The 22,095-nt window shown below is 68.9% G+C and carries 23 protein-coding genes; 10 read left to right on the forward strand and 13 right to left on the reverse strand.

Features of this window, described 5'->3' with window-relative positions:
* Window positions 1–3: 3 nt before the first annotated feature.
* Together SOM10_RS07955 and SOM10_RS07960 are read right to left on the reverse strand one after the other, a co-directional pair.
* Complete coding sequence (locus tag SOM10_RS07955; RefSeq protein WP_320489373.1) at window positions 4–993, reverse strand: aldo/keto reductase; 990 nt, start codon at window positions 991–993, stop codon at window positions 4–6.
* Between the two features lie 69 nt (window positions 994–1,062).
* A complete protein-coding gene (locus tag SOM10_RS07960) occupies window positions 1,063–1,476 on the reverse strand; it encodes a hypothetical protein (protein WP_056275740.1) in 414 nt (137 codons plus the stop codon).
* A gap of 188 nt (window positions 1,477–1,664) precedes the next feature.
* Here SOM10_RS07960 and SOM10_RS07965 point away from each other — a divergent pair, with 188 nt between their 5' ends.
* From SOM10_RS07965 to arr, 3 genes are all read left to right on the forward strand, one after another.
* Complete coding sequence (locus SOM10_RS07965; RefSeq protein ID WP_053098280.1) at window positions 1,665–1,901, forward strand: hypothetical protein; 237 nt, start codon at window positions 1,665–1,667, stop codon at window positions 1,899–1,901.
* On the forward strand, window positions 1,898–2,152 hold the full coding sequence (locus SOM10_RS07970; RefSeq protein WP_053098281.1) for a hypothetical protein: 255 nt from the start codon (window positions 1,898–1,900) through the stop codon (window positions 2,150–2,152). Before SOM10_RS07965 ends, SOM10_RS07970 begins: the two co-directional genes overlap by 4 nt.
* A gap of 119 nt (window positions 2,153–2,271) precedes the next feature.
* Window positions 2,272–2,691 (forward strand): NAD(+)--rifampin ADP-ribosyltransferase, encoded by a 420-nt coding sequence (gene arr, locus SOM10_RS07975; protein ID WP_414683572.1) that lies wholly within the window; start codon window positions 2,272–2,274, stop codon window positions 2,689–2,691.
* A gap of 18 nt (window positions 2,692–2,709) precedes the next feature.
* Here arr and SOM10_RS07980 read toward each other — a convergent pair whose 3' ends face one another.
* The 7 genes from SOM10_RS07980 to SOM10_RS08010 form a co-directional block, all read right to left on the reverse strand.
* The gene (locus tag SOM10_RS07980; protein ID WP_320489375.1) at window positions 2,710–3,471 is read right to left on the reverse strand and encodes a Pr6Pr family membrane protein; all 762 of its coding nucleotides are present in this window, start codon (window positions 3,469–3,471) and stop codon (window positions 2,710–2,712) included.
* Window positions 3,472–3,511: 40 nt separating this feature from the next.
* Entirely contained in the window at window positions 3,512–4,471 is a 960-nt protein-coding gene (locus tag SOM10_RS07985; RefSeq protein WP_320489377.1) for a sugar kinase, read from the reverse strand.
* Entirely contained in the window at window positions 4,468–5,121 is a 654-nt protein-coding gene (locus tag SOM10_RS07990; RefSeq protein ID WP_320489379.1) for a bifunctional 4-hydroxy-2-oxoglutarate aldolase/2-dehydro-3-deoxy-phosphogluconate aldolase, read from the reverse strand. The genes SOM10_RS07985 and SOM10_RS07990 overlap by 4 nt, the downstream gene beginning before the upstream one ends.
* Window positions 5,111–6,337 carry a D-mannonate dehydratase ManD gene (manD, locus tag SOM10_RS07995; RefSeq protein ID WP_053098284.1) on the reverse strand — a complete coding sequence of 409 codons (1,227 nt, stop codon included), beginning with the start codon at window positions 6,335–6,337 and terminating at the stop codon, window positions 5,111–5,113. The genes SOM10_RS07990 and manD overlap by 11 nt, the downstream gene beginning before the upstream one ends.
* 84 nt (window positions 6,338–6,421) lie before the next feature.
* A complete protein-coding gene (locus SOM10_RS08000; protein ID WP_053098285.1) occupies window positions 6,422–7,813 on the reverse strand; it encodes an MFS transporter in 1,392 nt (463 codons plus the stop codon).
* 59 nt (window positions 7,814–7,872) lie between these two features.
* Window positions 7,873–8,877 (reverse strand): L-idonate 5-dehydrogenase, encoded by a 1,005-nt coding sequence (locus SOM10_RS08005; RefSeq protein WP_053098286.1) that lies wholly within the window; start codon window positions 8,875–8,877, stop codon window positions 7,873–7,875.
* Window positions 8,874–10,406, reverse strand: coding sequence for a mannitol dehydrogenase family protein (locus tag SOM10_RS08010; RefSeq protein ID WP_320489383.1), 1,533 nt, complete (start codon window positions 10,404–10,406; stop codon window positions 8,874–8,876). Before SOM10_RS08010 ends, SOM10_RS08005 begins: the two co-directional genes overlap by 4 nt.
* Window positions 10,407–10,558: 152 nt before the next feature.
* On the opposite strand from SOM10_RS08010, the gene SOM10_RS08015 reads away from it, so the two are divergent.
* Window positions 10,559–11,530 (forward strand): LacI family DNA-binding transcriptional regulator, encoded by a 972-nt coding sequence (locus tag SOM10_RS08015; RefSeq protein ID WP_053098288.1) that lies wholly within the window; start codon window positions 10,559–10,561, stop codon window positions 11,528–11,530.
* Window positions 11,531–11,585: 55 nt separating this feature from the next.
* Here SOM10_RS08015 and SOM10_RS08020 read toward each other — a convergent pair whose 3' ends face one another.
* Window positions 11,586–12,212, reverse strand: a complete 627-nt coding sequence (locus SOM10_RS08020; RefSeq protein ID WP_320489384.1) for a response regulator transcription factor — start codon at window positions 12,210–12,212, stop codon at window positions 11,586–11,588.
* Window positions 12,209–13,393: a sensor histidine kinase gene (locus tag SOM10_RS08025; protein ID WP_320489386.1), complete on the reverse strand. Its 1,185-nt coding sequence runs from the start codon at window positions 13,391–13,393 to the stop codon at window positions 12,209–12,211. The genes SOM10_RS08020 and SOM10_RS08025 overlap by 4 nt, the downstream gene beginning before the upstream one ends.
* 163 nt (window positions 13,394–13,556) lie before the next feature.
* On the opposite strand from SOM10_RS08025, the gene SOM10_RS08030 reads away from it, so the two are divergent.
* The 4 genes from SOM10_RS08030 to SOM10_RS08045 all read left to right on the forward strand — a co-directional run bounded on the left by SOM10_RS08030 (window position 13,557) and on the right by SOM10_RS08045 (window position 18,587).
* Window positions 13,557–14,627: an ABC transporter permease gene (locus SOM10_RS08030; protein ID WP_320489388.1), complete on the forward strand. Its 1,071-nt coding sequence runs from the start codon at window positions 13,557–13,559 to the stop codon at window positions 14,625–14,627.
* Window positions 14,624–15,301 carry an ABC transporter ATP-binding protein gene (locus SOM10_RS08035; RefSeq protein WP_320489389.1) on the forward strand — a complete coding sequence of 226 codons (678 nt, stop codon included), beginning with the start codon at window positions 14,624–14,626 and terminating at the stop codon, window positions 15,299–15,301. The genes SOM10_RS08030 and SOM10_RS08035 overlap by 4 nt, the downstream gene beginning before the upstream one ends.
* 66 nt (window positions 15,302–15,367) lie before the next feature.
* Window positions 15,368–16,252, forward strand: a complete 885-nt coding sequence (fdhD, locus tag SOM10_RS08040; RefSeq protein WP_295101246.1) for a formate dehydrogenase accessory sulfurtransferase FdhD — start codon at window positions 15,368–15,370, stop codon at window positions 16,250–16,252.
* Complete coding sequence (locus tag SOM10_RS08045) at window positions 16,242–18,587, forward strand: FdhF/YdeP family oxidoreductase (protein ID WP_320489391.1); 2,346 nt, start codon at window positions 16,242–16,244, stop codon at window positions 18,585–18,587. The genes fdhD and SOM10_RS08045 overlap by 11 nt, the downstream gene beginning before the upstream one ends.
* A 15-nt stretch (window positions 18,588–18,602) precedes the next feature.
* Here SOM10_RS08045 and SOM10_RS08050 read toward each other — a convergent pair whose 3' ends face one another.
* On the reverse strand, window positions 18,603–19,052 hold the full coding sequence (locus tag SOM10_RS08050; RefSeq protein ID WP_053098294.1) for a MarR family winged helix-turn-helix transcriptional regulator: 450 nt from the start codon (window positions 19,050–19,052) through the stop codon (window positions 18,603–18,605).
* 114 nt (window positions 19,053–19,166) lie between these two features.
* Between SOM10_RS08050 and SOM10_RS08055 the strand changes: the two genes are divergently transcribed.
* Complete coding sequence (locus SOM10_RS08055; protein ID WP_320489393.1) at window positions 19,167–20,354, forward strand: MFS transporter; 1,188 nt, start codon at window positions 19,167–19,169, stop codon at window positions 20,352–20,354.
* Between the two features lie 35 nt (window positions 20,355–20,389).
* Window positions 20,390–21,223, forward strand: coding sequence for an aldo/keto reductase (locus SOM10_RS08060; protein ID WP_320489394.1), 834 nt, complete (start codon window positions 20,390–20,392; stop codon window positions 21,221–21,223).
* 30 nt (window positions 21,224–21,253) lie between these two features.
* On the opposite strand, the gene SOM10_RS08065 is transcribed toward SOM10_RS08060, so the two are convergent.
* Window positions 21,254–22,072 (reverse strand): shikimate 5-dehydrogenase, encoded by an 819-nt coding sequence (locus SOM10_RS08065; protein WP_320489395.1) that lies wholly within the window; start codon window positions 22,070–22,072, stop codon window positions 21,254–21,256.
* Between the last annotated feature and the right edge of the window lie 23 nt (window positions 22,073–22,095).

Genomic DNA, 22,095 nt, shown 5'->3' on the forward strand with positions numbered 1-22,095 from the left:
CGGTCAGAAGCCCTCGGGATCCCGCGGCGTGTAGGCACCCTCCAGCTCGGCGAGCTCGGCGGCCTCGAGTCGGATGCTGACGGCTGCGACGGCATCGTCGATGTGAGCGGCTTTGGTCGCGCCGACGATCGGGGCGGTCACCGCCGACTGCTGCGCGACCCACGCGAGTGCGATCTGCGGCCGGGAGACGCCGCGTCCCTCGGCGACGCGAGCCACCGCATCCACGATCGCCCGATTCGACTCCTCTTCGCGGTGGTAGAGCGTCGCGCCGAAGGCATCGGTCGCCGTGCGCGTGGTCGTCTCATCCCACTCCCGCGTCAGCTTGCCACGCGCCAGCGGAGACCAGGGCAGCACGCCGACGCCCGAGTCGAGGCAGAACGGATGCATCTCCCGCTCCTCCTCGCGCTGCAGCAGGTTGTACTGATCCTGCATCGAGACGAAGCGCGTCCAGCCGTTCTGCGCAGCGACACCCTGGGCCTTGGCGAACTGCCACGCCCACATCGATGATGCGCCGATGTAACGAGCCTTGCCCGAGCGGACGACGTCGTGCAGCGCCTCCATGGTCTCTTCGATCGGCGTCTCGGGGTCCCACCGGTGGATCTGGTAAAGATCGACATACTCGGTGCCGAGGCGCGTCAAGCTCGCGTCGATGCCCGACAGGATGTGCCCGCGGCTGAGTCCGGCCTGATTCGCGCCCGGGCCCATGCGCCCGTGCACCTTCGTTGCGAGCACGATCTCGTCGCGGCGCGCGAAGTCCTTGAGTGCACGGCCGACGAATTCCTCGCTCGTGCCGTCGGAGTACACGTCGGCGGTGTCGAACGTCGTGATTCCTGCCTCGAGAGCCTGCGCGATCAGCGGGCGGCTCGCTTCCTCATCGAGCGACCATCCGTGTGCGCCGCGGTCCGGTGCGCCGAAGCTCATGCATCCGAGCACCACCTTCGAGATCTTCACTCCGGAACGGCCGAGCCTGACGCTGTCTGCTGTGTCGAGCATCCGAGATCTCCCTCGAGTCGTGGTCTGCGATCGATGCTCTCACGGTCACGCGCGGTGCGGGGTCGTCGGTCACAGGAAGACGCGGAGGTAGTCGCCGATCTTCTCGCCGCTGTCTTCGGGGACGACCTCGACGCTGAGTCGGGCGCGCACGCCGGCGGTCTCGACCTCGATCGGCATCGCCCCGCATCCCATGACCGGCCCGTTCTCGACGCCGTCGATCACCAGGCAGACCCTTCCGAGCCCGCTCTCGTCACTCGCCTCGACGGCGTAGAAAGTGTGCCCTTCGGAGTCCTCGCCGAGCAGGCGCGCCGTGTCGGGGACCACCGTCGCGATCTGGTCGGACGTGACCGACTCAGGCAGGCGGGCGGATTCGCCGCTGGCGAGAAGGTCGACCGTCGGAGCGTTGACGCAGCCGGCCAGAAGCGCGACCGCCCCGAGCGCGAGAGCCGCGCTCACCAGTGGACGGAGGCGCGAGCGGTTCATGACCACACAATAGGGGCGACCGGGTGTCGACACAATCGAGCAGCCCGCCGAATCGGCTCGGCCTGTGACGTCACCCGTCGGGATCGGGGCGGGAATGATCCTCGCCCTCCGCCGGGCTGTCAACCGCCCTGCGCTCGCCGCGGATCGGACGCATCATGAGAGCTCGGACACCAACCCTGGAGGGCATCATGTCGAACATCGACGCTTTCGCGAACAGCTTCCCGCCGGACATGCCCGGCATCCCCCGAGTCGACGACTTCTCGGACGGCACCTTCCCCACCGATACCGACCAGCCCGAGACCCAGGGCGACGACCCGGTCGACGCCGAGCTGGGCGACGACGGACAGGGTGACCTGGCTCCGGAGGACGAGGGTCTGCAGCACAGCGGCGACGCGCCGACCGACCTGCGGGACGGCACCGAGTGAGCGGCCGCGGCGAGGAGTCCGGTCAGGATCTCGGCGGTGCAGAACCCTCCGAGGAAGGGATCGCCGCGCTGATCGAAGACCGCAACGCGGACGACCCCGACCAGGTCGGAGAGACTCCCGCCGGAAACGCTGGCGCCGACTCGGGCGGTTCCGGTGCGGTGCGCGTCGACCCGTCGTCGGAGTCATCCGTGCAGGACGAGTCCATCCACAACGACGAACCGGGTATCGGAACGCGACGCTCGGGCGACTGACCGTCGCCATCTGTGCGACGACCGCAGTGAAGGAGATCTCTCTCGACGAAGGGTGAGCCGTCGGCATCCGTCCTTCGTACTGCGAGATCTCCTTCCCTGCGTGTGCGCGCAGTCATAGGATGCTGCGGGTGAGCGACCCACTGGATGACGGCCCCTTCTTCCACGGCACCAAGGCAGACCTGCGACCGGGCGACCTGCTGACCGCCGGATATCCGTCGAACTACCGGCCCGAGATCGTGATGAACCACATCTACTTCACCGCCGTGGCCGACGGTGCGGGACTCGCCGCCGAGCTCGCGCCGGGTGATCGCGAGCCGCGGGTCTACGAGGTCGAGCCGACCGGGGACTTCGAGAACGACCCGAATGTGACCGACAAGAAGTTCCCCGGCAATCCGACCCGTTCCTATCGCAGCGCGGAGCCGCTGAGGGTCGTCCGCGAGGTGCTCGACTGGACCCGCCTCTCGGCCGAGGCGCTCGCCGCATGGCGCGAACGGCTCGCGGCGCTGCACGCCGACGACCGCGCAGAGATCATCAACTGAGCGCCGGCGCGGGGCGTCTCAGTGTCGGACGAACCGCCGGGCGAGCGATCCGAGGATGCGGTCGATGATCACGAAGACGAAGCCGACCGCGACGAGAGCGACCGTGAGGGCGATGATCCACTGAGCGACGCCCGCGACCCCGAGCACGCCGACATCCATGAACGGGTAGGGATACGCCTGTCCTGGTGTGAACTCGCCGCCGAGCGCACCGTAGACGAAAGCCCAGGTCAGATACACGTAGGGGAGCAGTGTCCACAGCAGAGGATCGATCCACCGGAACGATCCCTTCGGCACGAAGACCAGCCAGTCGACGATCACCAGCACGGGCGTGATGATGTGGATCAGGTTGTCGGTGAGTGAGAAGATCTCGGCGTCGCCGTCGGCGAACCTCGAGGGAACGAGCACGATCAGGTAGATCAGCATGGTCACGGTGATCGCGAACATCACCGCTCCACTGCCACGTGCGCTGGGCGTCGATGTGCCGAACCGTCCGCGCTGACGCAGATCGCCGACCGTGCGAACGAGGAGGAGCAGCACCCACGCGAGACACAGGAGGTTGCTGACCATCGTGTAGAACAGCAGGGTCGTCCACGCCGGCTGACCGGTCAGGATGTCCGAGTGCCGGATGACACCGGTGAGGATGATGGCGAGCGACACGACCCGGTAGACGAGTGCGGCCGGTCGGAAGTTCACCGCGGCGCGGGAGAACAACGGGGTGCGACGGGGCACGGACTCCGGGAGGGCGGAAGCCGTGGACAGGGAGGCGACGGCTTTGGACATCCTTCGAGGCTACGCGTCTTGAGGCGGCGTCAACGCCGATTCAGCGGCGCACCGGGTCGGAGCCGGCGTCGAGGAAGCGCTCGAGGTCACGCAGAGTCGGTGCCGCCTCCCAGTCGCCGGGAACGAGGCAGGCCATGGCGCCGCAGGCATTCGCCCGGAGCAGGACCGCATCGACCGCCTGGCCGTCGAGCAGGGCGCTCAGATACCCGGCCACGAACGCATCGCCCGCACCGACCGTGTCGACCGGCTCGATCGTGAACCCGGGCGAGTCGACCACCGATCCGGCGGTGAGGACCGAGGCGCCGTCAGGTCCCTGCTTGAGCACGGTCGTCGCGCATCCGGCCTCCCGCAGGCGTTCCGCGGCATCCGCTGTCGAGGTGCGGGGATACAGGATGGCGAACTCCTCGTCGCCGCCGAAGACGATGTCGGCACGTTCCGCGAGTTCGCGCAGCACGGACCCGGCGACACCGGGCGACGCCAGCGCCGACCGGTAGTTGATGTCGAAGCTCACGATCGTTTCGGCTGCCCGAGCACGATCGATGGCTGAGTGGACGGCCGCCCGGGCCGTCTCGGACAGCAGCGGAGTGATCCCGGTGATGTGCAGGAGCGACGCGTCCTCGACCCACCCGTCGGGCAGGTCCTCCGGTCGCAGCCGTGATCCGGCTGACCCCGCACGGTAATAGTGCACCGCGGTGGATGCCGCAGACGGGCGCTCCTTCACCATGAGGCCGGTCGCGGCATCCGGGTCGACGATCGCGCGCACGTCGACGCCATCACCGCGGATCTCTCGGACGATGCGCTCGCCGAGGGAGTCGTCGCCGACGCGGCCCAGCCACGAGGTCGTGACTCCGAGTCGCGCGAGTCCGATCGCGACGTTGCTCTCAGCACCGCCGATGCCGAACGCCAGCGAGTTCGCATGACGCAGCGAGCCGATCTCGGTCGTGCGCACGAGCGCCATCGTCTCTCCGAGCGTGACGACGGACGGCGACGAGGTGGTCACTCGCCGCTCCGCGCGCAGACGTCGACGAATGACGCGGCGCGCTCCCGCAGGGCATGCAGGTCACCGCCGGCGAACGCGTCGCCGAGCAGCGGCCCGCCGACGCTCACCGCCACCGCACCGGCACGCAGCCACGCCTCGGCTCCGGCCAGGTCGACTCCCCCCGAGGGCACGGCGACGAGGTCGGGGAAAGGGCCGCGCAGATCCTTCAGGTACGCGGGTCCGACCTGCCCCGCGGGGAACACCTTCACCGCGGATGCTCCGGCAGACCACGAGGCGAACAGCTCGGTCGGCGTGAGTCCGCCCGGGACGATCGGCACACCGGCATCCGTCGCCTGTGTGACGAAGTCGCGCGAGGTGATCGGGGTCACGATGTAGGCCGCCCCCACCTCGATCGCCCGTGCCAGGTCCACGGCGTTCGTGACGGTGCCGATGCCGAGGTCGATCGCGTCGCCGAACCGCGCGAGCAGGTGCGGGAAGTGCTCGAACGTGCCCGGTGTGGTCAGCGTCAGCTCGACGCTGCGGATGCCGGCATCGACGAGCACGTCGAGCACGGCGTCGTAGTCCTCCGCCCGCTTCGCGCGGGCGACGACGATCAGGCGCGAGTCGACCGTGCGCGGGGGAAGGGCGACCCGTCGCACCTCACCAGTCATGGACGGTCCCGTCGAGCAGACGGTTCACCGGCAGGTACGCCTTGGTGTACTCGTGGCCCGCCGCGGCATCCTCGTCGAGGTCCACACCGAGACCGGGCTGGTCGCCGGGGTGCAGGAAGCCCTTGTCGAACGTGAACGAGGTCTGGAACACCTCGAGCGTCTGCTCGTTGTGCGGCATGTACTCCTGGATGCCGAAGTTGTGGATCGCCAGGTCGAGATGCAGCGCCGCGGCCATGCCGACCGGCGAGATGTCGGTCGGCCCGTGGATGCCGGACTTGATGCCGTAGATCGCGGCGAAGTCGAGCAGCTTCTTCATGGCCGTGATGCCACCGGTGTGGGTCACCGCCGAGCGCACGTAGTCGATCAGGCGCTCGGTGATGAGGGTCTGATAGTCGAAGACCGAGTTGAAGACCTCGCCGATCGCGAGCGGCGTGGTCGAGTGCTGACGCACGAGCCGCAGGGCGGTCTGATCTTCGCCGGGGGTGCAGTCCTCGAGCCAGAACAGGTCGTAGGGCTCGATGTCCTTCGCGAAGCGCGCGGCCTCGATCGGCGACATGCGGTGGTGTCCGTCGTGCAGGATGCGGAGGTCGGTGCCGAAGTCCTCCCGGATCTGCGAGAAGATCCCCGGCATGTGGTTGAGGTAGTTGCGGGTGTCCCAGGTCTCTTCGCTGGGGCGGTCGCCCGAGCGCTTGGCGGGCTCGTAGTCGTAGCGCACGCCGGGGCCTGCGGCAGAGACGCCGTAGATCTGCCCGAGGCCGGGAACACCGGTCTGCACGCGGACGGCGGTGAAGCCGAGCTCCTCGTATCCGGTGATCGCGTTCTTCAGGGCGGCGTAGTCGGTGCCTGAGGCGTGCGCGTAGACGCGGACGCCCTCGCGGCTGGCGCCGCCGAGAAGCTGGTACAACGGCATCCCGGCCTTCTTCGCCTTGATGTCCCACAGTGCCATGTCGACCGCGGCGATGGCCGCCATGGTGACGGGTCCGCGACGCCAGTACGGGCCGCGGTAGAGGTACTGCCAGGTGTCTTCGATCCTGTCCTCATCGCGACCGATCAGCATCGAGGCGACGTGGTCGGACAGGTACGAGGCGACGGCGAGCTCGCGGCCGTTCAGAGTGGCGTCGCCCAGGCCGACGATGCCGTCGGAGGTCGTGATCTTGAGCGTGACGAAGTTGCGTCCGGGGCTGGTGATGTTGACGTCGACGATCTCGATGGTCATGTCGTTCTCTCCTGGAGGTGCGGAATGAGGTGTGGGGTGCGGGCGTTCGGGCGCCCGCACCCCTGGTCGTGAAGAGCGGTCCGATCAGATCGCGTCGCGCGGGTCCGTGAGGTCGCGGCCGGCGACCTCCGGCATCCAGATCGAGGCGATGAGCGCGCACAGCGTGAAGATGAACAGCATGATGATGATCGGGATGAACGAGCCGGTGACGGCCGACACCCACGCGGCGGCGATGACGGGGCCCGCACCGGTCGCGACGATGGCGGCGATCTCGCGTGCCATGGCCGTGAACGTGTAGCGGTTGCGGGATCCGAAGAGCTCGGGGAGCGTGAGGTTCTCGAGCGATGCGAAGCTCATCACCGCGAGGTTGTGCAGCACCACGTAGCCGACGAACACCTGCACGGTGTCCTTGCTGCTGATCATGAGCATGGTCGGGACGATGATGATGAGCGCGATGATCGCCCACACCATGTACATGCGCTTGCGGCCGAAGCGGTCGCCGAGCCAGCCCGACAGGGGCACCGTGATGAAGGCGACGAGCGACGAGACGATCACGGCGTTGACGCCGATCGAGCGGTCGAGCAGCAGCACGACGGTGATGTAGCTGATCAGGTAGGTCTGGATCATGCCCGAGTTGCCGGCCTGGCCGAAGCGCAGCAGGAGCGCGATCGAGAACGCCTTCCAGGGCTTGCGGTTCATCGCCTCGAGCGTGCGGATGTCGTTGGTCTCGGTGGCGAGCTTCACGACCTCTTCACGCGAGAGCGCCTTGCCGTCGACGACGTCGTCGCGCTCTTCGAAGACCGGGGTCTCCTTGAGGTTGAAGCGCACCCAGATCGCGAAGAGCATGATGACGGCGCTGGCGATGAACGGGATGCGCCACGCCCAGGCGATGACCTCGTCTTCGCTGTACGCGACGAGCAGGATCGCCCAGATGCCCGAGGCGAGCAGGGTTCCGCAGTTCGTGCCCAGTGCGACGAGCGAGGCGATGATGCCTCGGCGCTTGGCGGGGGCGTACTCGGCGAGCATGACGCCCGCACCCGAGATCTCGGCTCCGGCTCCGAAGCCCTGCGCGATGCGGAGCAGCACGAGGAGGATCGGGGCGAGGACGCCCACCTGCGAGTAGGTCGGAAGGAATCCGATGAGGGTGGTCGCGAGACCCATCAGGAGGATCGTGTAGAAGAGGACCTTCGTGCGACCGGTCTTGTCGCCGAGGCGGGCGAAGAAGAATGCGCCGACCGGGCGGGCGACGTAGCCGACGCCGTAGGTGGCCATCGCGGCGACCACGGCCACGGCGGGGTTCTCGGACGAGAAGAACAGATCGGCGAAGACCAGGGCGGCTGCCAGCGAGTAGAGCTGGTAGTCCATGAACTCGAGGGCCGTGCCGAGCCATCCGGAGATGGCGGCGCGCACGAGGTCGCGCACCGACCTCTTCGCGGCAGGATCGGCGACCGTGGCGGTCGTCTGCGGTTCGGACATGGGAGGTACTCCTTCGGACCAGGATCGGGTGGGGTGCGCGGGGAGCGCGGAGGGTGTTGCTAGAGGGCCAGCAGGACCTTCGCCGAGGCGGACGAGTCGCGAGCGAGTTCGAAGGCCTGGACGGCGTCGGATGCCGGGAGGACGTGCGAGATGACGGAGTCGAGGGCGTCGGACTCGGCCAGCAGCGCGACCGCGTCGTCGATCTCGGTCGAGAAGCGGAAGGCGCCGCGGATGGTGAGCTCCTTGGCGAGCATCGGCGCGAGGTTCACTCCGATGTCGGCGTTCGGCAGCATCCCGACCTGCACGATGGTGCCGACGCGGCGGGCGGCGCGCACCGCCTGGGTGAGGGCCACTCCGACGCCGGAGCATTCGAACACGATGTCGTAGGACTCGTTCTCGATGGTGTCGCGACCGACGAGCGAGACCTCGGTCGCACCGAGGGACGTCGCGCGGTCGAGAGGCTCTTCACGCACGTCGCTCGCGCCGACCACCGCGGCGCCCGCGTGGAGTGCCGCAGCGACGACGAGGAGTCCGATGGGCCCCGCGCCGATCACGAGCACCCGCTTGCCGGTGATGTCTCCGGCGAGGCTCACGGCGTGGATCGCCACGGCCAGCGGCTCGGCGAGGGCTGCGCGCTCGAGCGGAAGGGATGCGGGGAGCACGCGCAGCATGTGGTCTTCGACGATCAGCAGCTCGGATGCCCCGCCCTGGCGGTGGGGGTTCGCGGCGGCGCTGCCGAAGTAGTCGCCGCCGGGACGCAGATGCGGGTGGCCTTCGAGCCCGGGGACCTCGGCACCGTAGCGCGCGGGGTGCACGGTGACGGGGGTGCCGGGTTCCAGGCGGCCGGACGGGTCGAGGTCGACGACACCCGACAGCTCATGGCCGGGGGTGAGCGGCTCGCGGATCGTGTACTCGCCGTTCGCTCCGTGGAAGTAGTAGTGCAGGTCGGAGCCGCAGATGCCGACGAAGTTCACGCGGAGGCGGACCTCGCCGTCGCCGGGGGTCGGGACCTCGCGGTCCTCCCAGCGGATGTCTTCCTTGCCGTGGATGGCGAGAGCCTTCATGGCTGCAACTCCTCTGCGCGGGTGAGTGATGGTGTGGTGGTCTGGGATGCCGAGACGGCGTCGGCGATCGCGGCGTCGACGCCGCGCCGCTGGATCGTGTCGACGAGCTCGCCGACGCGCGCGATGAACGCATCCTGTGATCCGAGTCCATCACCGAACAGGTGCAGCTCGCCGATCACGCGCTGTGCGAGCTCGCGGCCGCTGCGCGCGGTCGCCGCGAATCCCGCCAGGCGTTCACGGGCGCCGTCGGTCATCGCGGCGGCGTGCAGGCCGGGGTCGAATCCGGGCAGCGGCGCGATGCACGACAGGTATCCGGCGACCGTCAGGGCGATCAGGTGCGGCATCCCGCCGTCGCGCAGAACGAGAAGAGCGGGCTCGGGGATGCGCTGGCGCAGCTTGACCGAACCGTCGGTACCGACCTGGCTGGTGCGGTGACCCAGGGCGCTGTTGGCCCAGCGCTCGAACAGCTCGCTCTCGTAGGCGCGGATGTCGACGCCGGACGGAACCTCGATCGAGGGCTCGTACTCGTCACGCAGCACGGCGCGCGCCGCGCTCTCGATGCCGTCGAGCCCGATGGCCTCGGGGATCGTCCCCACTCCGCTGAGCGCGCCGAGGTAGGCGATCAGTGAGTGCGTGCCGTTGAGCAGTCGCACCTTCATCTGCTCGTAGCGTCCGACCTCGTCGGTGAATACGGCACCGCCGGCCTCCCAGGCGGGGCGTCCGCCGGCGAAGCGGTCTTCGATCGCCCACATCGTGAACGGCTCGGCGGGCACCGGGATGTCGTCGCGGGCGCCGAGCAGGGTGTCGACGCGGGTGCGCAGCTCGGAGGTGGTCGCGGGCACGATGCGATCGACCATGCTCGAGGGGAACGACACGGCGCGGTCGAGGAAGGCGAGGGTGTCGGCGCCTTCGGATCCGGGCAGCTCGTGCAGGAACTCTCGGACGAGCTTCTCGGTGTGGGCGCCGTTGGCCGAGAGGTTGTCGCAGCTGAGGATCGAGATCGGCGCTCCACCGGCTGCGGCACGGGCCTGCAGGCCACGGGCGAGCTGGCCGATGGTCGAGCGGGCGGCACCGCCGCGGAGGTCGGACCGCACGGTGTCGTCGTCGAGGTCGAGATGCTGCGTGGCGGGGGAGTAGCTGTAGCCGTTCTCGGTGACGGTGAGGGTCACGATGCGGATGCCGGGGTCGGCGATCTGTGCGACGACGCGCTCGGGCTGCTCGGCGCCGACGAAGGCGTCGGCGTGCACACCGGGGATGGTGAGTGACGTGGTGCCCGGGGCGATGGTCGCGACCGTGTAGAGCATGTCCTGAGCGTGCATCGCGTCGACGATGGTGCGCGAACGCGAGGCGACACCGACGATGCCCCAGTCGCCGCCCGCGGACTGCAGCGCGGCTGCCGTGTAGACGGCCTGGTGTGCCCGGTGGAAACTGCCGAGGCCGAGGTGCAGGATGCCCGGGGCCGTCGGGGCGACCAGCGGGGATGCGGTGGCAGAGGTCGTGCGGCGCAGGGCCGGTGCTGGGATGCTCACGCGGTGGCTCCTTCGCTCGGGGCCGCGCACCGCTGAGGGTGATCGGCGTTGATCGTCATGCAAATCAGTGTGCAGTGTTTGTACAAACTTGTCAAGCAGTTTTACATCGAGGTGGAGGATCGTAGGATTGCCTGCGAGGGCGGGAGAACGACATGGCAGCGACGCTGACGGATGTGGCACGACGCGCAGGCGTGTCCATCGCGACCGCATCGCGTGCGTTCGGAGAACCGGATCGACTCGCCCCGAACACCCTCGGCCGCGTGCTCGAAGCGGCGGGGGAGCTCGGGTACGCGGCGTCGCAGTCGGCCACCGCCACGCGCACCTTCGGGGTCGTCGTGCCCGACGTCGCGAACCCCGTCTACGCCACTCTGCTCAAGGCGATCCAGGGGCAGGCATGGCACGGACGCCACCGCATCGTGCTCTTCGACGCCGACGAGGACCTGCGCCGCGAACGCGAGCAGATCGAGCAGGCCCGAAAGCTCGACGGCATGCTGCTGTGCTCACCACGTCTGCCCGACGCCGACGTGCTCGACCTCGTCGGAGACACCCCCTACGTGGTGGTCAACCGGCAGATCGACGGCGCACCGTGCGTGCTCATGGACACCGAACACGGACCTGCGCAGGCGATCGAGCACCTCGCCGCCCTCGGGCACACGCACATCGCCTACGCCGCCGGTCCGCGCGGATCATGGGCCGATGTGCGCCGCGCCGACACCGTCGCGCGAGCGTGCGAGCGCCACGGCATCCGTCTCACCGGGCTCAGCCACCATGCCGCGTCCATTCAGGGCGGACGGGCCGCAGCCGCACCGGCGGCGGCGAGCGGCGCCACGGCCGTCATCGCCTACAACGACCTCGTCGCCCTGGGACTCGAGGCCGGATTGCTCGAGCTGGGCAAGCGGTGCCCCGCCGACATCAGCATCGTCGGCATCGATGACATCGACCTCGCGGGTGCGGTCACCCCGGCGCTCACGACGGTGCGGATGCCGATCGAACGCAGTGGCGCGCTCGCCGTCGACCTGCTTCTGCAGGCGATGAACGGCACCGCGATCGACGACGTCGTGACCCTCGGGTCGCAGCTGATCGTGCGCGCGTCGACCGCTCCGCCGCTTGACGACTCCCGCTGAGTCGCCCACCGTCGCACCGTGTCCGACAGGTGAGTACCGCGGAGTGCGGCCCGTGTCAGCGGAGAATGCCCTTTCGGCGGGCCGCCGAGACGGCCGCGGTGCGTGAGGTGACATCGAGCTTCGAGAAGATGTGTGCGAGATGCGACTTCACGGTCGTCTCGCTGACGAAGAGCTGTTCTGCCACCTCGCTGTTCGAACGCCCTGCGGCGACGAGCTCGAGGACCTCGATCTCGCGGCTGCTGAGGCTGACGCGCGGCGCGCGCATGCGATCCAGCAGCCGGGAGGCGATCACCGGCGCGAGAGCACTCTCTCCGGCGGCCGCCGCGCGTACGGCGGCGGTCAGCTCGTGCGGCGGGGCGTCCTTCAGCAGGTAGCCGCTCGCACCGGCCTCGACGGCGCCGAGGATGTCGGCATCCGAGTCGTAGTTCGTGAGGACGAGCACGTAGGGCGGCGCTTCGAGCGCCCGGATGCGTCGCGTCGCATCCACACCCGTGGTCGCCGTCTGAGAGCCGAACTGGAGGTCCATCAACACCACGTCGGGATTCTCGCGCCCCGCGCAGGCGACCGCTTCATCGGGCGTTGCCGCCTCCGCGACCACCTCGAGATCCGGTTCCAGGCTGAACAGGGCATGGAGACCGGCTCGGACGATGGGGTGGTCGTCGGCGATCACGAGGCGGATCATGCGAACTCCGTGAGGGGGAGGTCGACGGTGAGCGTCGTTCCCCGCCCGGATGCCGTGTCGATCACGAGGCTTCCCCCGAGCTGCTCCACTCGCTCGGCGGTGGCGCGCAGACCGAACGAGTCGGACTTCTCAGCGGTCCCCGGCGCAGGGAGCTCCGCGTCGAATCCGTCTCCGTCATCTTCGACCGTGAAGCGCAGGTGGTCGTTCTCGATGCCGATGGTGACCGTCGCCGTCGTCGCGTGAGCGTGCTGGATGACGTTGGCGATGGCTCCCTGCGTGATGCGCAGCAGTGCCGTCTGCAGGTGCATGGGCAGCACGACAGCGTCGGACACCCGCACCTGGACGTCGAGTCCCTGCGTAGCCCACTGCGTTCGCGCCAGTCGGCGCAGCGCCCCGCCGAGGGTCTGGTCGTCGAGCTGGGGTGGGGTCAGCTCACGGATGAATCGCCGAGCCTCGACGAGGTTCGCGGCGGCCGTCTCGCGCGCGAGCCGGATGTGCTCGATGCCCGGTCGGGTGTCATCGGCGCGTTCCGCGGCGTGCAGCAGCATCTGGATGCTGGAGAGTCCCTGCGCGAGTGTGTCGTGGATCTCGCGGGCGAGCCGGGCGCGCTCCGCGAGGACCCCCGACTCGTGTTCGCGCGCGGCGAGCTGTCCGCGGGTCGCCAGCAGTTCGCTGACCAGAGCCTCGCGCTGCTGGGCCTCTCTCGCGAGGGCCTGGTAGCCGAGGCCGATCAGGAGGGCGACGCCGGCGCCGACGAACGGGCCGACCACGCCGCCGACGCTCCACCCGCTGTGGATGCCGAGGGCGCAGACGGCGACGATCGTCGCGGTCAGTATCGCCGCCGATCCCGCCCAGCGCCCCAGAAGGTGCAGGAACAGGAAGAACAGGGGGAACACGAGGTAGGCGGCGTCGGCGCTCACCCACAGCAGGCCCAACCACTCCGCCGAGAGCAGGGCGAGCCAGATCAGTGACGTGAGCCGTCGTCCGCGGGAGAGACGAGCGAGCAGCACACCCGACGCATACGTCGCGCCGACGATCAGCGCCAGGACGATCGCGGACGCGCTCGACTCCGACGGGTCGAGCACGGCCCGCGCGATGACGACCCCCGTCAGGGCGAAGAAGAGGACGTGGAGACCGGTCCGCAGACCCACGAACACCGGGGTCAGAGCGGTATGCGCCATGGCTCGAACTCTACGCCGACGAGCGCACCGCGGCATCGTCCGAAAGGACGATCGAGGCGTCCTCACTCCGGGTGCGAAAGGCTCGTCGAGCGGCCGATGACGTCGAATGGGCCGACGGCGAAAGTGGAATGGTCACCGCATCGGAGACAGGAAAGGCACCACAATGTTCGTCGCGTTACGCGATCTCCGCTTCGCCAAGGGGCGATTCATCCTCATCGGCTCCGTCGTCGCCCTCATCACCCTTCTCGTCGGGTTCCTCAGCGGACTGACGGGGGGCCTCGCCATCCAGAACGTCTCGGGCGTGCTCGCGCTCCCCGCAGACCGCATCGTGTTCTCCGCACCCTCGGGCGGCGACGGTGCGGCCAGTTTCGCGGACTCCGCCATCACCGAGCAGCAGGCGAACGACTGGGCGCAGACGGCAGGGGTGACCGACGCGCGCCCCCTCGGCATCAGTCAGACCCGCGCCGAGACGGACGACACCCGGGGCGCGATCGCGGTGTTCGGTGTCGAGCCCGGCTTCGACGCTGCCGCCCCCTCCGAGAACGGACGGCTGCGCCTGTCGGTGCCCGCGGCGGACGCGCTCGCCGCGAAGGTCGGCGAGCAGATCGAGATCGCGGGCGTCTCCTACGACGTCGAGTCGATCGAGGGAGATGCCTGGTACAGCCACACTCCGGTCGTGCAGATGACCCTGCAGGATTGGCAGGCGTACTCGGCATCCACCGGAAACCCTGACGCCTACGCCACGGTCCTCGCTGTCACGGGAGCCCCCGACTGGGATGCCGCGGATGCGGCGAACGACACGATCTCCGAGACGACGCTCGGATCGCTGACGGCACTCAGCGCCTTCCGCTCCGAGATCGGATCGCTCCTGCTCATGGTCGGCATGCTGTTCGGCATCTCGGGACTCGTCATCGGGGCGTTCTTCACCGTCTGGACGATGCAGCGCAAGGGCGATGTCGCCGTCCTCAAAGCGCTCGGCGCGAGCACGCGCTCCCTGATCCGAGACGCGTTGGGGCAGGCGCTGATCGTCCTGCTGGCGGGCATCGGCATCGGGCTGAGCCTGGTCACCGCGCTCGGCCTGCTCGCGGGCACCGCCCTCCCGTTCCTGCTGAGTCCTGTCACGACCATCCTTCCGGGCGGCATCATGATCGCCCTCGGCCTCGCAGGCGCCGCCTTCGCCCTGCGCTCCGTCACCTCCGCCGACCCTCTCACCGCCCTCGGGAGCAACCGATGATCCGCCTGAACGACATCACTCTGACCTTCCCCGACGGTGACTCGCGGGTGACCGCCGTGGACGGTGTCTCACTCACGGCTCACCCCGGAACCGTCACCGGCATCACGGGGCCCAGCGGCTCGGGAAAGTCCAGTCTGCTCGCCGTCGCCGGCACCCTCCTGCGTCCGGATTCCGGCGAGATCCTCATCGACGGGAACGACGTCACGGCCCTCAGTCCGGCCGAGGCGACGCGTCTGCGGCGGGACCGGATCGGGATCGTCTTCCAGCAGCCCAACCTCATCCCCTCTCTGACGGCCCGAGAGCAGCTGAGCGTCATGAACGAGCTCGGTGCGCCGCGCAGCCGCCGCGATCGCGCCGCCGCGGCATCCCGTGCGGATGAGCTGCTCGCCGCGGTCGGCCTCGCCGAGCACGGTCACAAGAGGCCGCACCAGCTCTCCGGCGGACAGCGTCAGCGAGTCAACGTCGCGCGAGCGCTCATGAACGATCCGAGCGTGCTTCTGGTCGACGAGCCCACCAGCGCTCTCGACCAGGAGCGCGGAGCGAGGATCATCGACCTCATCCTCCGACTCACCGATGAGCGCAACACCTCGACGCTGCTCGTCACCCATGACCTCGTGCACCTGCCGCGCATGCACGGGGTGCTGCACCTCGTGGACGGTCGCGTCACGCGGTAGGCGGACCCGGCGACCGGGTGAGATGGGTATGAGGCGATCCTGTGACCGCGGAGTACGCTCGCTCGTGTGGGGCGGATCACGACGCGGAGACCGATACTGAAGCTCACTCTCGGGGAGGGAGCCACTCGGCGTGCCGACACGCTCGCCGTCGAGGAGCCCCTGGAGATCCGGGTCGCAGGCTCACCGCTCGCCGTCACGATGCGCACTCCGGGGCATGACGTCGAGCTCGCGGCGGGGTTCCTCGTGTCCGAGGGGATCATCGCCCAGGCCGAAGACTTCCATTCGGCGATCCACTGCGGTGGCCCCGGCACCGGTGGACAGGAGAACACCTACAACGTGCTCGACATCAGCCTCGCTCACGGCGTCGCGCTTCCCGACCCCGAGGCCGCTCGGCGCTTCTACACGACCAGCTCCTGCGGGGTCTGCGGCAAGGCCAGCATCGACGCCGTCCGCACGGTGTCGCGGCATCCGGTGTCCGTCGACGATGTCCAGGTCGGGGCCGAGCAGATCGCGTCGTTCCCTGATCGGCTGCGCGCCGAGCAGGCGGCGTTCGACAAGACCGGTGGTCTGCACGCCGCCGCGCTGTTCGACGCCGACTCGGGTGAACTGCTCGTGCTGCGCGAAGACGTCGGGCGTCACAACGCCGTCGACAAGGTGGTGGGGTGGGCGCTGCTGAACGACCGGCTTCCCCTGCGTCGGCAGATCCTCCAGGTCTCGGGCAGGGCGAGCTTCGAACTGGTGCAGAAGGCCGCGATGGCCGGCATCCCCCTGCTCAGTGCCGTCTCGGCCCCCTCGTCTCTCGCCGCCGAGCTCGCCGAGGAGGCCGGGGTGACGCTCATCGGGTTCGTCCGAGGGCGTTCGATGAACATCTATACGCACGCGCATCGGGTGCGCCTCGACGGGCTCGCACCGTCTGCGCACGCCGAAGAAGGGGCACGCCATGCTCGATAGCCAGGGACCCATCGGCACCGCGTTCGGGCTGATGCCCGCCGAGCCGCGTCAGGGCGGATACGGCCCTCGCACCGATCGACCGTGGTCGCGCAAGCCGTACCGGCATCCGGCCGCCGGGTGGGGAGCCGCCGTGTCGGTGGGGCGGGTGGTGCTGGATCAGCGAGAGCCCATCGCCGGACCGCTCGCGATGCTGCAGATGAACCACCCCGTCTCGGGCTACGACTGCCCCGGATGCGCGTGGCCGGACGACCCGGGCAATCTGAAGCTCGACATCTGCGAGAACGGCATCAAGCACGTCACGTGGGAGATGACGCGCAAGCGCGTCGACCGCCGGTTCTTCGCCGAGCATTCGGTCACCGAGCTCGCGACGTGGCCCGATTTCGACCTGGAGGACCAGGGGCGTCTCACCGAGCCGATGGTCTACGACGCCGCCTCCGATCACTACGTGCCGATCTCGTGGGACGACGCCTTCGCGCTCGTCGGCGACGAGCTGCAGGCGCTCGACAGTCCCGACGAGGCCGCGTTCTACACCTCGGGGCGTCTGAGCAACGAGGCGACCTTCCTGTATCAGCTGATGGTGCGCGAGTACGGCACCAACAACCTGCCCGACTGCTCGAACATGTGCCACGAGGCCTCCGGACGCGCGCTCAAGGCGTCGATCGCGACCGGCAAGGGCACTGTCGACATGCACGACTGGGACGACTGCGACGCCCTCTTCGTGCTCGGCGTCAACGCGGCATCCAATGCCCCCCGCATGCTCACCGCGCTCTCGGATGCCGTGAAGCGCGGCGCGCAGGTCGTGCACGTCAACCCGCTCGTCGAGGCCGGGGCGACCCGGACGATCGTGCCGCACGACTTCGTCGACATGGCGCGCTTCGCGGCGACGGACACGAGCACCATGAACCTGCAGGTGCGCCCGGGGGGCGATCTGGCGCTGATCCGCGGCATGTCGAAGGTCGTCTTCGAAGCCGCCGCCACCGACCCGTCGGTGCTGGACAGCGAATTCCTCAGCACTCTGACGAACGGCATCGACGAGTACCGCGCACTGGTCGACGCCACGAGCTGGGCAGATCTCGTCGTTCAGTCCGGCCTCACGGAAGAGCGGATCCGCGCCGCCGCTGCGGTCTATCTGGCCTCGGAGCGCACGATCATCAGCTGGTGCCTCGGCGTGAGTCAGCACGAGCACGGCGTCGACACGGTGCGCGAGATCGTCAATCTGCTGCTCCTGCGCGGCCACATCGGCCGCAAGGGGGCGGGCCCGTCGCCGATCCGCGGACACAGCAACGTGCAGGGCAACCGCACGTGCGGCATCGATCACCGGCCGACGGAGGCGTGGCTCGACCGCCTCGCGGAGGTCTGTCGCATCGAGCCGCCGCGGCATCCGGGGCTCGACACCGTCCGCACGATCGAGGCGATGCATGACCGGCGCGTGAAGGTGTTCGTCGGCATGGGCGGCAACTTCGTGCTCGCTGCGCCCGACACCCCGTTCACCGCGCAGGGGCTCGAGAAGTGCCGCCTGACGGTGCAGGTGAGCACGAAGCTGAACCGCAGCCATCTCGTGCATGGCGAGAAGGCCCTGATCCTGCCGTGTCTCGGCCGCACCGAGCGTGACCAGCAGGCGCAGGGCCCGCAGGGCGTCACCGTCGAGGATGCGATGAGCATGGTGCACCTCTCGAGGGGACGCAAGCAGCCGGCATCCGCCTATCTGAGGTCGGAGCCGGCGATCATCGCCGGCATCGCGAAGGCGACCCTGCCGCACACGGCGACGCCCTGGGATTGGTACGTCGGCGACTACGACAACATCCGCGATGTGATGGCGAAGGTGCTGCCGGGGTTCGAGGGCTTCAACGACCTGATCCGCGACCGGCACGGGTTCCGCATTCCTCAGCCCGCCAGGGACCGCGTGTTCGAGACGCCGTCGGGCCGTGCCGAATTCTCCCTGGCTCCACTGCCGAACGTCATCCCCGAGTCCGCCGACACCCTCGTGCTGCAGACGGTGCGCTCGCACGACCAGTGGAACACCACGATCTACTCCAACGACGACCGGTACCGAGGCGTCAAGAACCTGCGCGAGCTCGTCTTCCTGCATGAGGACGACATGCGCGATCGCGGCCTCGTCGAGGGCGATCTGGTCGACATCGTGTCGACGTCGAAAGACGGTTCGACACGGATGCTGAAGGCGTTCCGCGCGGTGCCGTACGACCTGCCGCGCGGCAGCGCCGCCGGGTACATGCCGGAGATGAACGTGCTGATCGGTCGCAAGGACTTCAGCGTCCAGAGCGACCAGCCGCTGATGAAGAGCATCCAGGTGACGGTCTCGCGCGCGAGCGCGTGAGCTCGCTCGCCTGACTCAGGCCTCGGCGGTCACAGACTGAAGCGCGTGCACGACGGGGGCCAGCTCGGGCTGCGTGACCGCCTCGCCGAGAGCACGCTCGAGGGTCTCGTCGTGGATCGGATGCGCGTTCTCGTAGAGCGCCAGGCCGGCCGGGGTGAGCTCGGTGTAGATGCCCCGACGGTCGTCGGCGCAGAGGATGCGGGTGAGCAGCCCGCGGTCTTCGAGCCGTGTCACGAGACGCGTCGTGGCGCTCGGGCTCAGCGCGGTCGCGCGGGCGAGCTGCTGCATGCGCATGTGCCAGCCGTCCTGCCTGCTGAGGGCGTCGAGCACCGTGTACTCGACGACGGACAGGCCGACGGATGCACCCAGTGCCTTCTCGAGGTCGGCCTCGATGATCCCGTGCAGAGCGGCGAGCGTTCGCCAGCCGCGTGCCCGGATCTCGACAGCGTCGTCTGAGATGCCCACAGTGACCTCCGAAGTAGTTGCTTGAGCGGGATAGTTGCGTGTGCAATGATTATCCCTCGTGACGCAATATCCCGCGTCTGCAACTACTTTAGCAGAGGACCACGGAGCACACCCATGCCACTCGGACTCATCGCACTCGCCATCGGCGCCTTCGGGATCGGACTCACCGAGTTCGTGATCATGGGGCTCCTCCCCGACGTCGCCGCGGACTTCGGGGTCACCGAGGCCACGGCCGGCTGGCTCATCTCGGGCTACGCGCTCAGCGTGGTCGTCGGTGCACTCGGCCTCACCGCCGCAACGACCCGGCTGCCCCGCAAACCGGTGCTGCTCGGCCTCGTCGTGCTGTTCATCGTCGGCAATGCGATCACCGCCCTCGCCCCCGACTACACGACCGCCATGATCGGACGCATCGTCGCGGCGCTGTGCCATGGAGCGTTCTTCGGCATCGGATCCGTCGTCGCCGCCGACCTCGTCGCCCCCGAGAAGAAGGCGCGGGCGATCGCGATCATGTTCACCGGTCTCACAGCGGCGAACGTGTTCGGTGTTCCGTTCGGAACCTTCCTCGGGCAGCAGTTCGGCTGGCGGTCGACGTTCTGGGTCATCTCCGCCATCGGCATCGTCGCCTTCGCGGGCATCGCTCTGCTGGTCACGGCACCGAAGACAGCAGGCCAGCAGGTGAGTCTGCGCAGCGAGCTCGGGGCCTTCCGGTCGGGACAGGTGTGGCTGTCGCTCATCGTCACCGCGCTCGCCTTCGGCGGCATGTTCGGCGCCTTCACCTACATCGCCTACACGCTCACCGGGGTCACGGGCTTCGCAGACACCACGGTGCCGTGGCTGCTCGTGCTCTTCGGCGCCGGGCTCGTCGCGGGCAACTGGATCGGCGGACGCCTGGCCGACCGATCGATCGACCGCACGCTGCTGATCTTCATCGCGGCTCTGGTCGTCGTGCTCGTGCTGTTCGGCTTCTTCGCCTGGTCGCAGCCCGTGACCATCGCGATCCTCGTTCTGATGGGCGCGTTCGGATTCGGCACGGTTCCGGGGCTCCAGAGCCGCATCATGCACTACGCCGGCGGTGCACCGACCCTCGCCTCCGGCGCCAACATCGGCGCCTTCAACGTCGGCAACGCCCTCGGCGCGTGGGCGGGCGGCCTCGGCATCGCCGCCGGACTCGGCTACACCTCGCCCATCTGGATCGGGGCCGCGATCACCGCATCCGCTCTGGTCGTCATGGTGATCGCCGTGGTCGCAGCCAGGAAGCCGTCGCCCGCCCCCACCGGCACGCTGCAGACCGTCGCCGCGTGACCACCCGATTCGCAGAGAGAGAAAGAAGCACGAGCATGAACGCTCCCACCGTCCCCACACTCACCCTGAACAACGGCATCGAGATGCGGCAGCTCGGATACGGGGTGTTCCAGGTACCGGATGCCGAGACCACGGCCGCCGTCGCTGCCGCCCTCGACGCCGGGTACCGCAGCATCGACACCGCGGCGATCTACGGCAACGAGGCCGGCGTCGGGCGTGCGATCGCCGAGTCGGGCATCCCTCGCGACGAGCTGTTCGTGACGTCGAAGGCATGGATCTCCGACCACGGATACGACGCCGCCCTGCGCGCATACGACGCGTCCCTCGAACGGCTCGGCCTCGATCACCTCGACCTGTACCTGATCCACTGGCCGGCGCCCGCTCTGGCGACGTACCCCGAGACTTGGCGTGCGCTCGAGAGCCTCTACGCGGACGGGCGCGTACGAGCCATCGGCGTCTCGAACTTCGAACCCGAGCACCTCGCGCGCATCGCCTCAGAGGGTCGCGTCGTGCCCGCCGTCAACCAGGTCGAGCTCCACCCGGCGCTGCAGAACCGAGCGGTCGCCGAGGCGAACGCTCAGCGGGGGATCCTCACCGAAGCATGGAGCCCGCTCGCCCAGGGCGCCGTGCTCTCCGATCGCTCGGTCGTCGAGATCGCCGAGCGGCACGAGCGGACGCCGGCCCAGATCGTGCTGCGTTGGCACCTGCAGCAGGGACGCATCGTGATCCCCAAGTCGGTGACCCCCGCTCGCATCGCCGAGAACCTCGACGTGTTCGGGTTCGAGCTCGCCGACGACGAGCTGGCCGCGGTCGACCGCCTCGAGCGCGACGGTCGCACCGGCCCCCACCCCGCCGCGTTCAACGGCTGAGGTCCTCGGGGCGAATTGCGGGCGCAGGGGTCACTGCGCCCGCATGAACTCCTCGGCCGCCTGCACCTGAGCGGTGGAGGGGCGGATGCCGGTGTACAGCACGAACTGCTCGAGGGCCTGCAGGGTCGCCACCTCGGCGCCCGTGATGACGGCCTTCCCGGCCGCGCGCCCGGCGGAGATCAGAGGCGTCTCCGCCGGCAGGGCGACGACGTCGAACACGACGGATGCCGCCGCGATCTGCTCCTCGGTGAACGACAGCGCGTGCTCGTCCGCGCCTCCCGCCATGCCGATCGGCGTGATGTTCACGATGATGTCGGCGGTGGCGGCATCCGCATCGCCCGTCCAGGCGAAGCCGTAGAGATCGGCCAGCCCTCGACCGCGCTCTTCGTTGCGGGCCGCGATCGTGACGCGGCTGAATCCGGCGTCACGGAAGGCGGCGGCGGTGGCCTTGGCCATCCCGCCTGAGCCCCGCAGCAGCACCGATGATGCAGGGTCGAGCGAGTTGCGCTCGATCAGCTGGGCGATCGCGCTGTAGTCCGTGTTGTATGCGGTGAGCACCCCGTCATCGTTCACGATCGTGTTCACCGAGTCGATCGCCGTCGCTGAAGGGTCCATGCGGTCGACGAGCGCGATGACGTCTTCCTTGAACGGCATCGAGATCGCGCACCCGCGGATGCCGAGACCGCGCACGCCGGCGATCGCGTGGCCCAGGTCGGTCGGAGCGAAGGCCTTGTAGATCCAGTTCAGGCCCAGCTCCTCGTAGAGGAAGTTGTGGAATCGCGTGCCGTTGTTGCTCGGGCGTGCAGACAGCGAGATGCACAGGGTCATGTCCTTGTTCAGCATGGTCACCGCACCAGGCTACTCGCGCAGTC

This window comes from Microbacterium sp. CFBP9023, from assembly GCF_034045055.1.
GTDB lineage: Bacteria > Actinomycetota > Actinomycetes > Actinomycetales > Microbacteriaceae > Microbacterium.

Coding starts and splice junctions, on each gene's coding strand:
- SOM10_RS07980 (WP_320489375.1), bottom strand. CDS start 3,471: ATGTCCAAAGCCGTCGCCTCCCTGTCCACGGCTTCCGCCCTCCCGGAG.
- manD (WP_053098284.1), bottom strand. CDS start 6,337: ATGACCATCGAGATCGTCGACGTCAACATCACCAGCCCCGGACGCAAC.
- SOM10_RS07955 (WP_320489373.1), bottom strand. CDS start 993: ATGCTCGACACAGCAGACAGCGTCAGGCTCGGCCGTTCCGGAGTGAAG.
- SOM10_RS07990 (WP_320489379.1), bottom strand. CDS start 5,121: ATGACTGGTGAGGTGCGACGGGTCGCCCTTCCCCCGCGCACGGTCGAC.
- SOM10_RS08025 (WP_320489386.1), bottom strand. CDS start 13,393: ATGGCGCATACCGCTCTGACCCCGGTGTTCGTGGGTCTGCGGACCGGT.
- SOM10_RS08045 (WP_320489391.1), top strand. CDS start 16,242: ATGCTCGATAGCCAGGGACCCATCGGCACCGCGTTCGGGCTGATGCCC.
- arr (WP_414683572.1), top strand. CDS start 2,272: ATGCTGCGGGTGAGCGACCCACTGGATGACGGCCCCTTCTTCCACGGC.
- SOM10_RS08000 (WP_053098285.1), bottom strand. CDS start 7,813: ATGTCCGAACCGCAGACGACCGCCACGGTCGCCGATCCTGCCGCGAAG.
- SOM10_RS08020 (WP_320489384.1), bottom strand. CDS start 12,212: ATGATCCGCCTCGTGATCGCCGACGACCACCCCATCGTCCGAGCCGGT.
- SOM10_RS07965 (WP_053098280.1), top strand. CDS start 1,665: ATGTCGAACATCGACGCTTTCGCGAACAGCTTCCCGCCGGACATGCCC.
- SOM10_RS07960 (WP_056275740.1), bottom strand. CDS start 1,476: ATGAACCGCTCGCGCCTCCGTCCACTGGTGAGCGCGGCTCTCGCGCTC.
- SOM10_RS08060 (WP_320489394.1), top strand. CDS start 20,390: ATGAACGCTCCCACCGTCCCCACACTCACCCTGAACAACGGCATCGAG.
- SOM10_RS08055 (WP_320489393.1), top strand. CDS start 19,167: ATGCCACTCGGACTCATCGCACTCGCCATCGGCGCCTTCGGGATCGGA.
- SOM10_RS08015 (WP_053098288.1), top strand. CDS start 10,559: ATGGCAGCGACGCTGACGGATGTGGCACGACGCGCAGGCGTGTCCATC.
- SOM10_RS08005 (WP_053098286.1), bottom strand. CDS start 8,877: ATGAAGGCTCTCGCCATCCACGGCAAGGAAGACATCCGCTGGGAGGAC.
- SOM10_RS08035 (WP_320489389.1), top strand. CDS start 14,624: ATGATCCGCCTGAACGACATCACTCTGACCTTCCCCGACGGTGACTCG.
- SOM10_RS08030 (WP_320489388.1), top strand. CDS start 13,557: ATGTTCGTCGCGTTACGCGATCTCCGCTTCGCCAAGGGGCGATTCATC.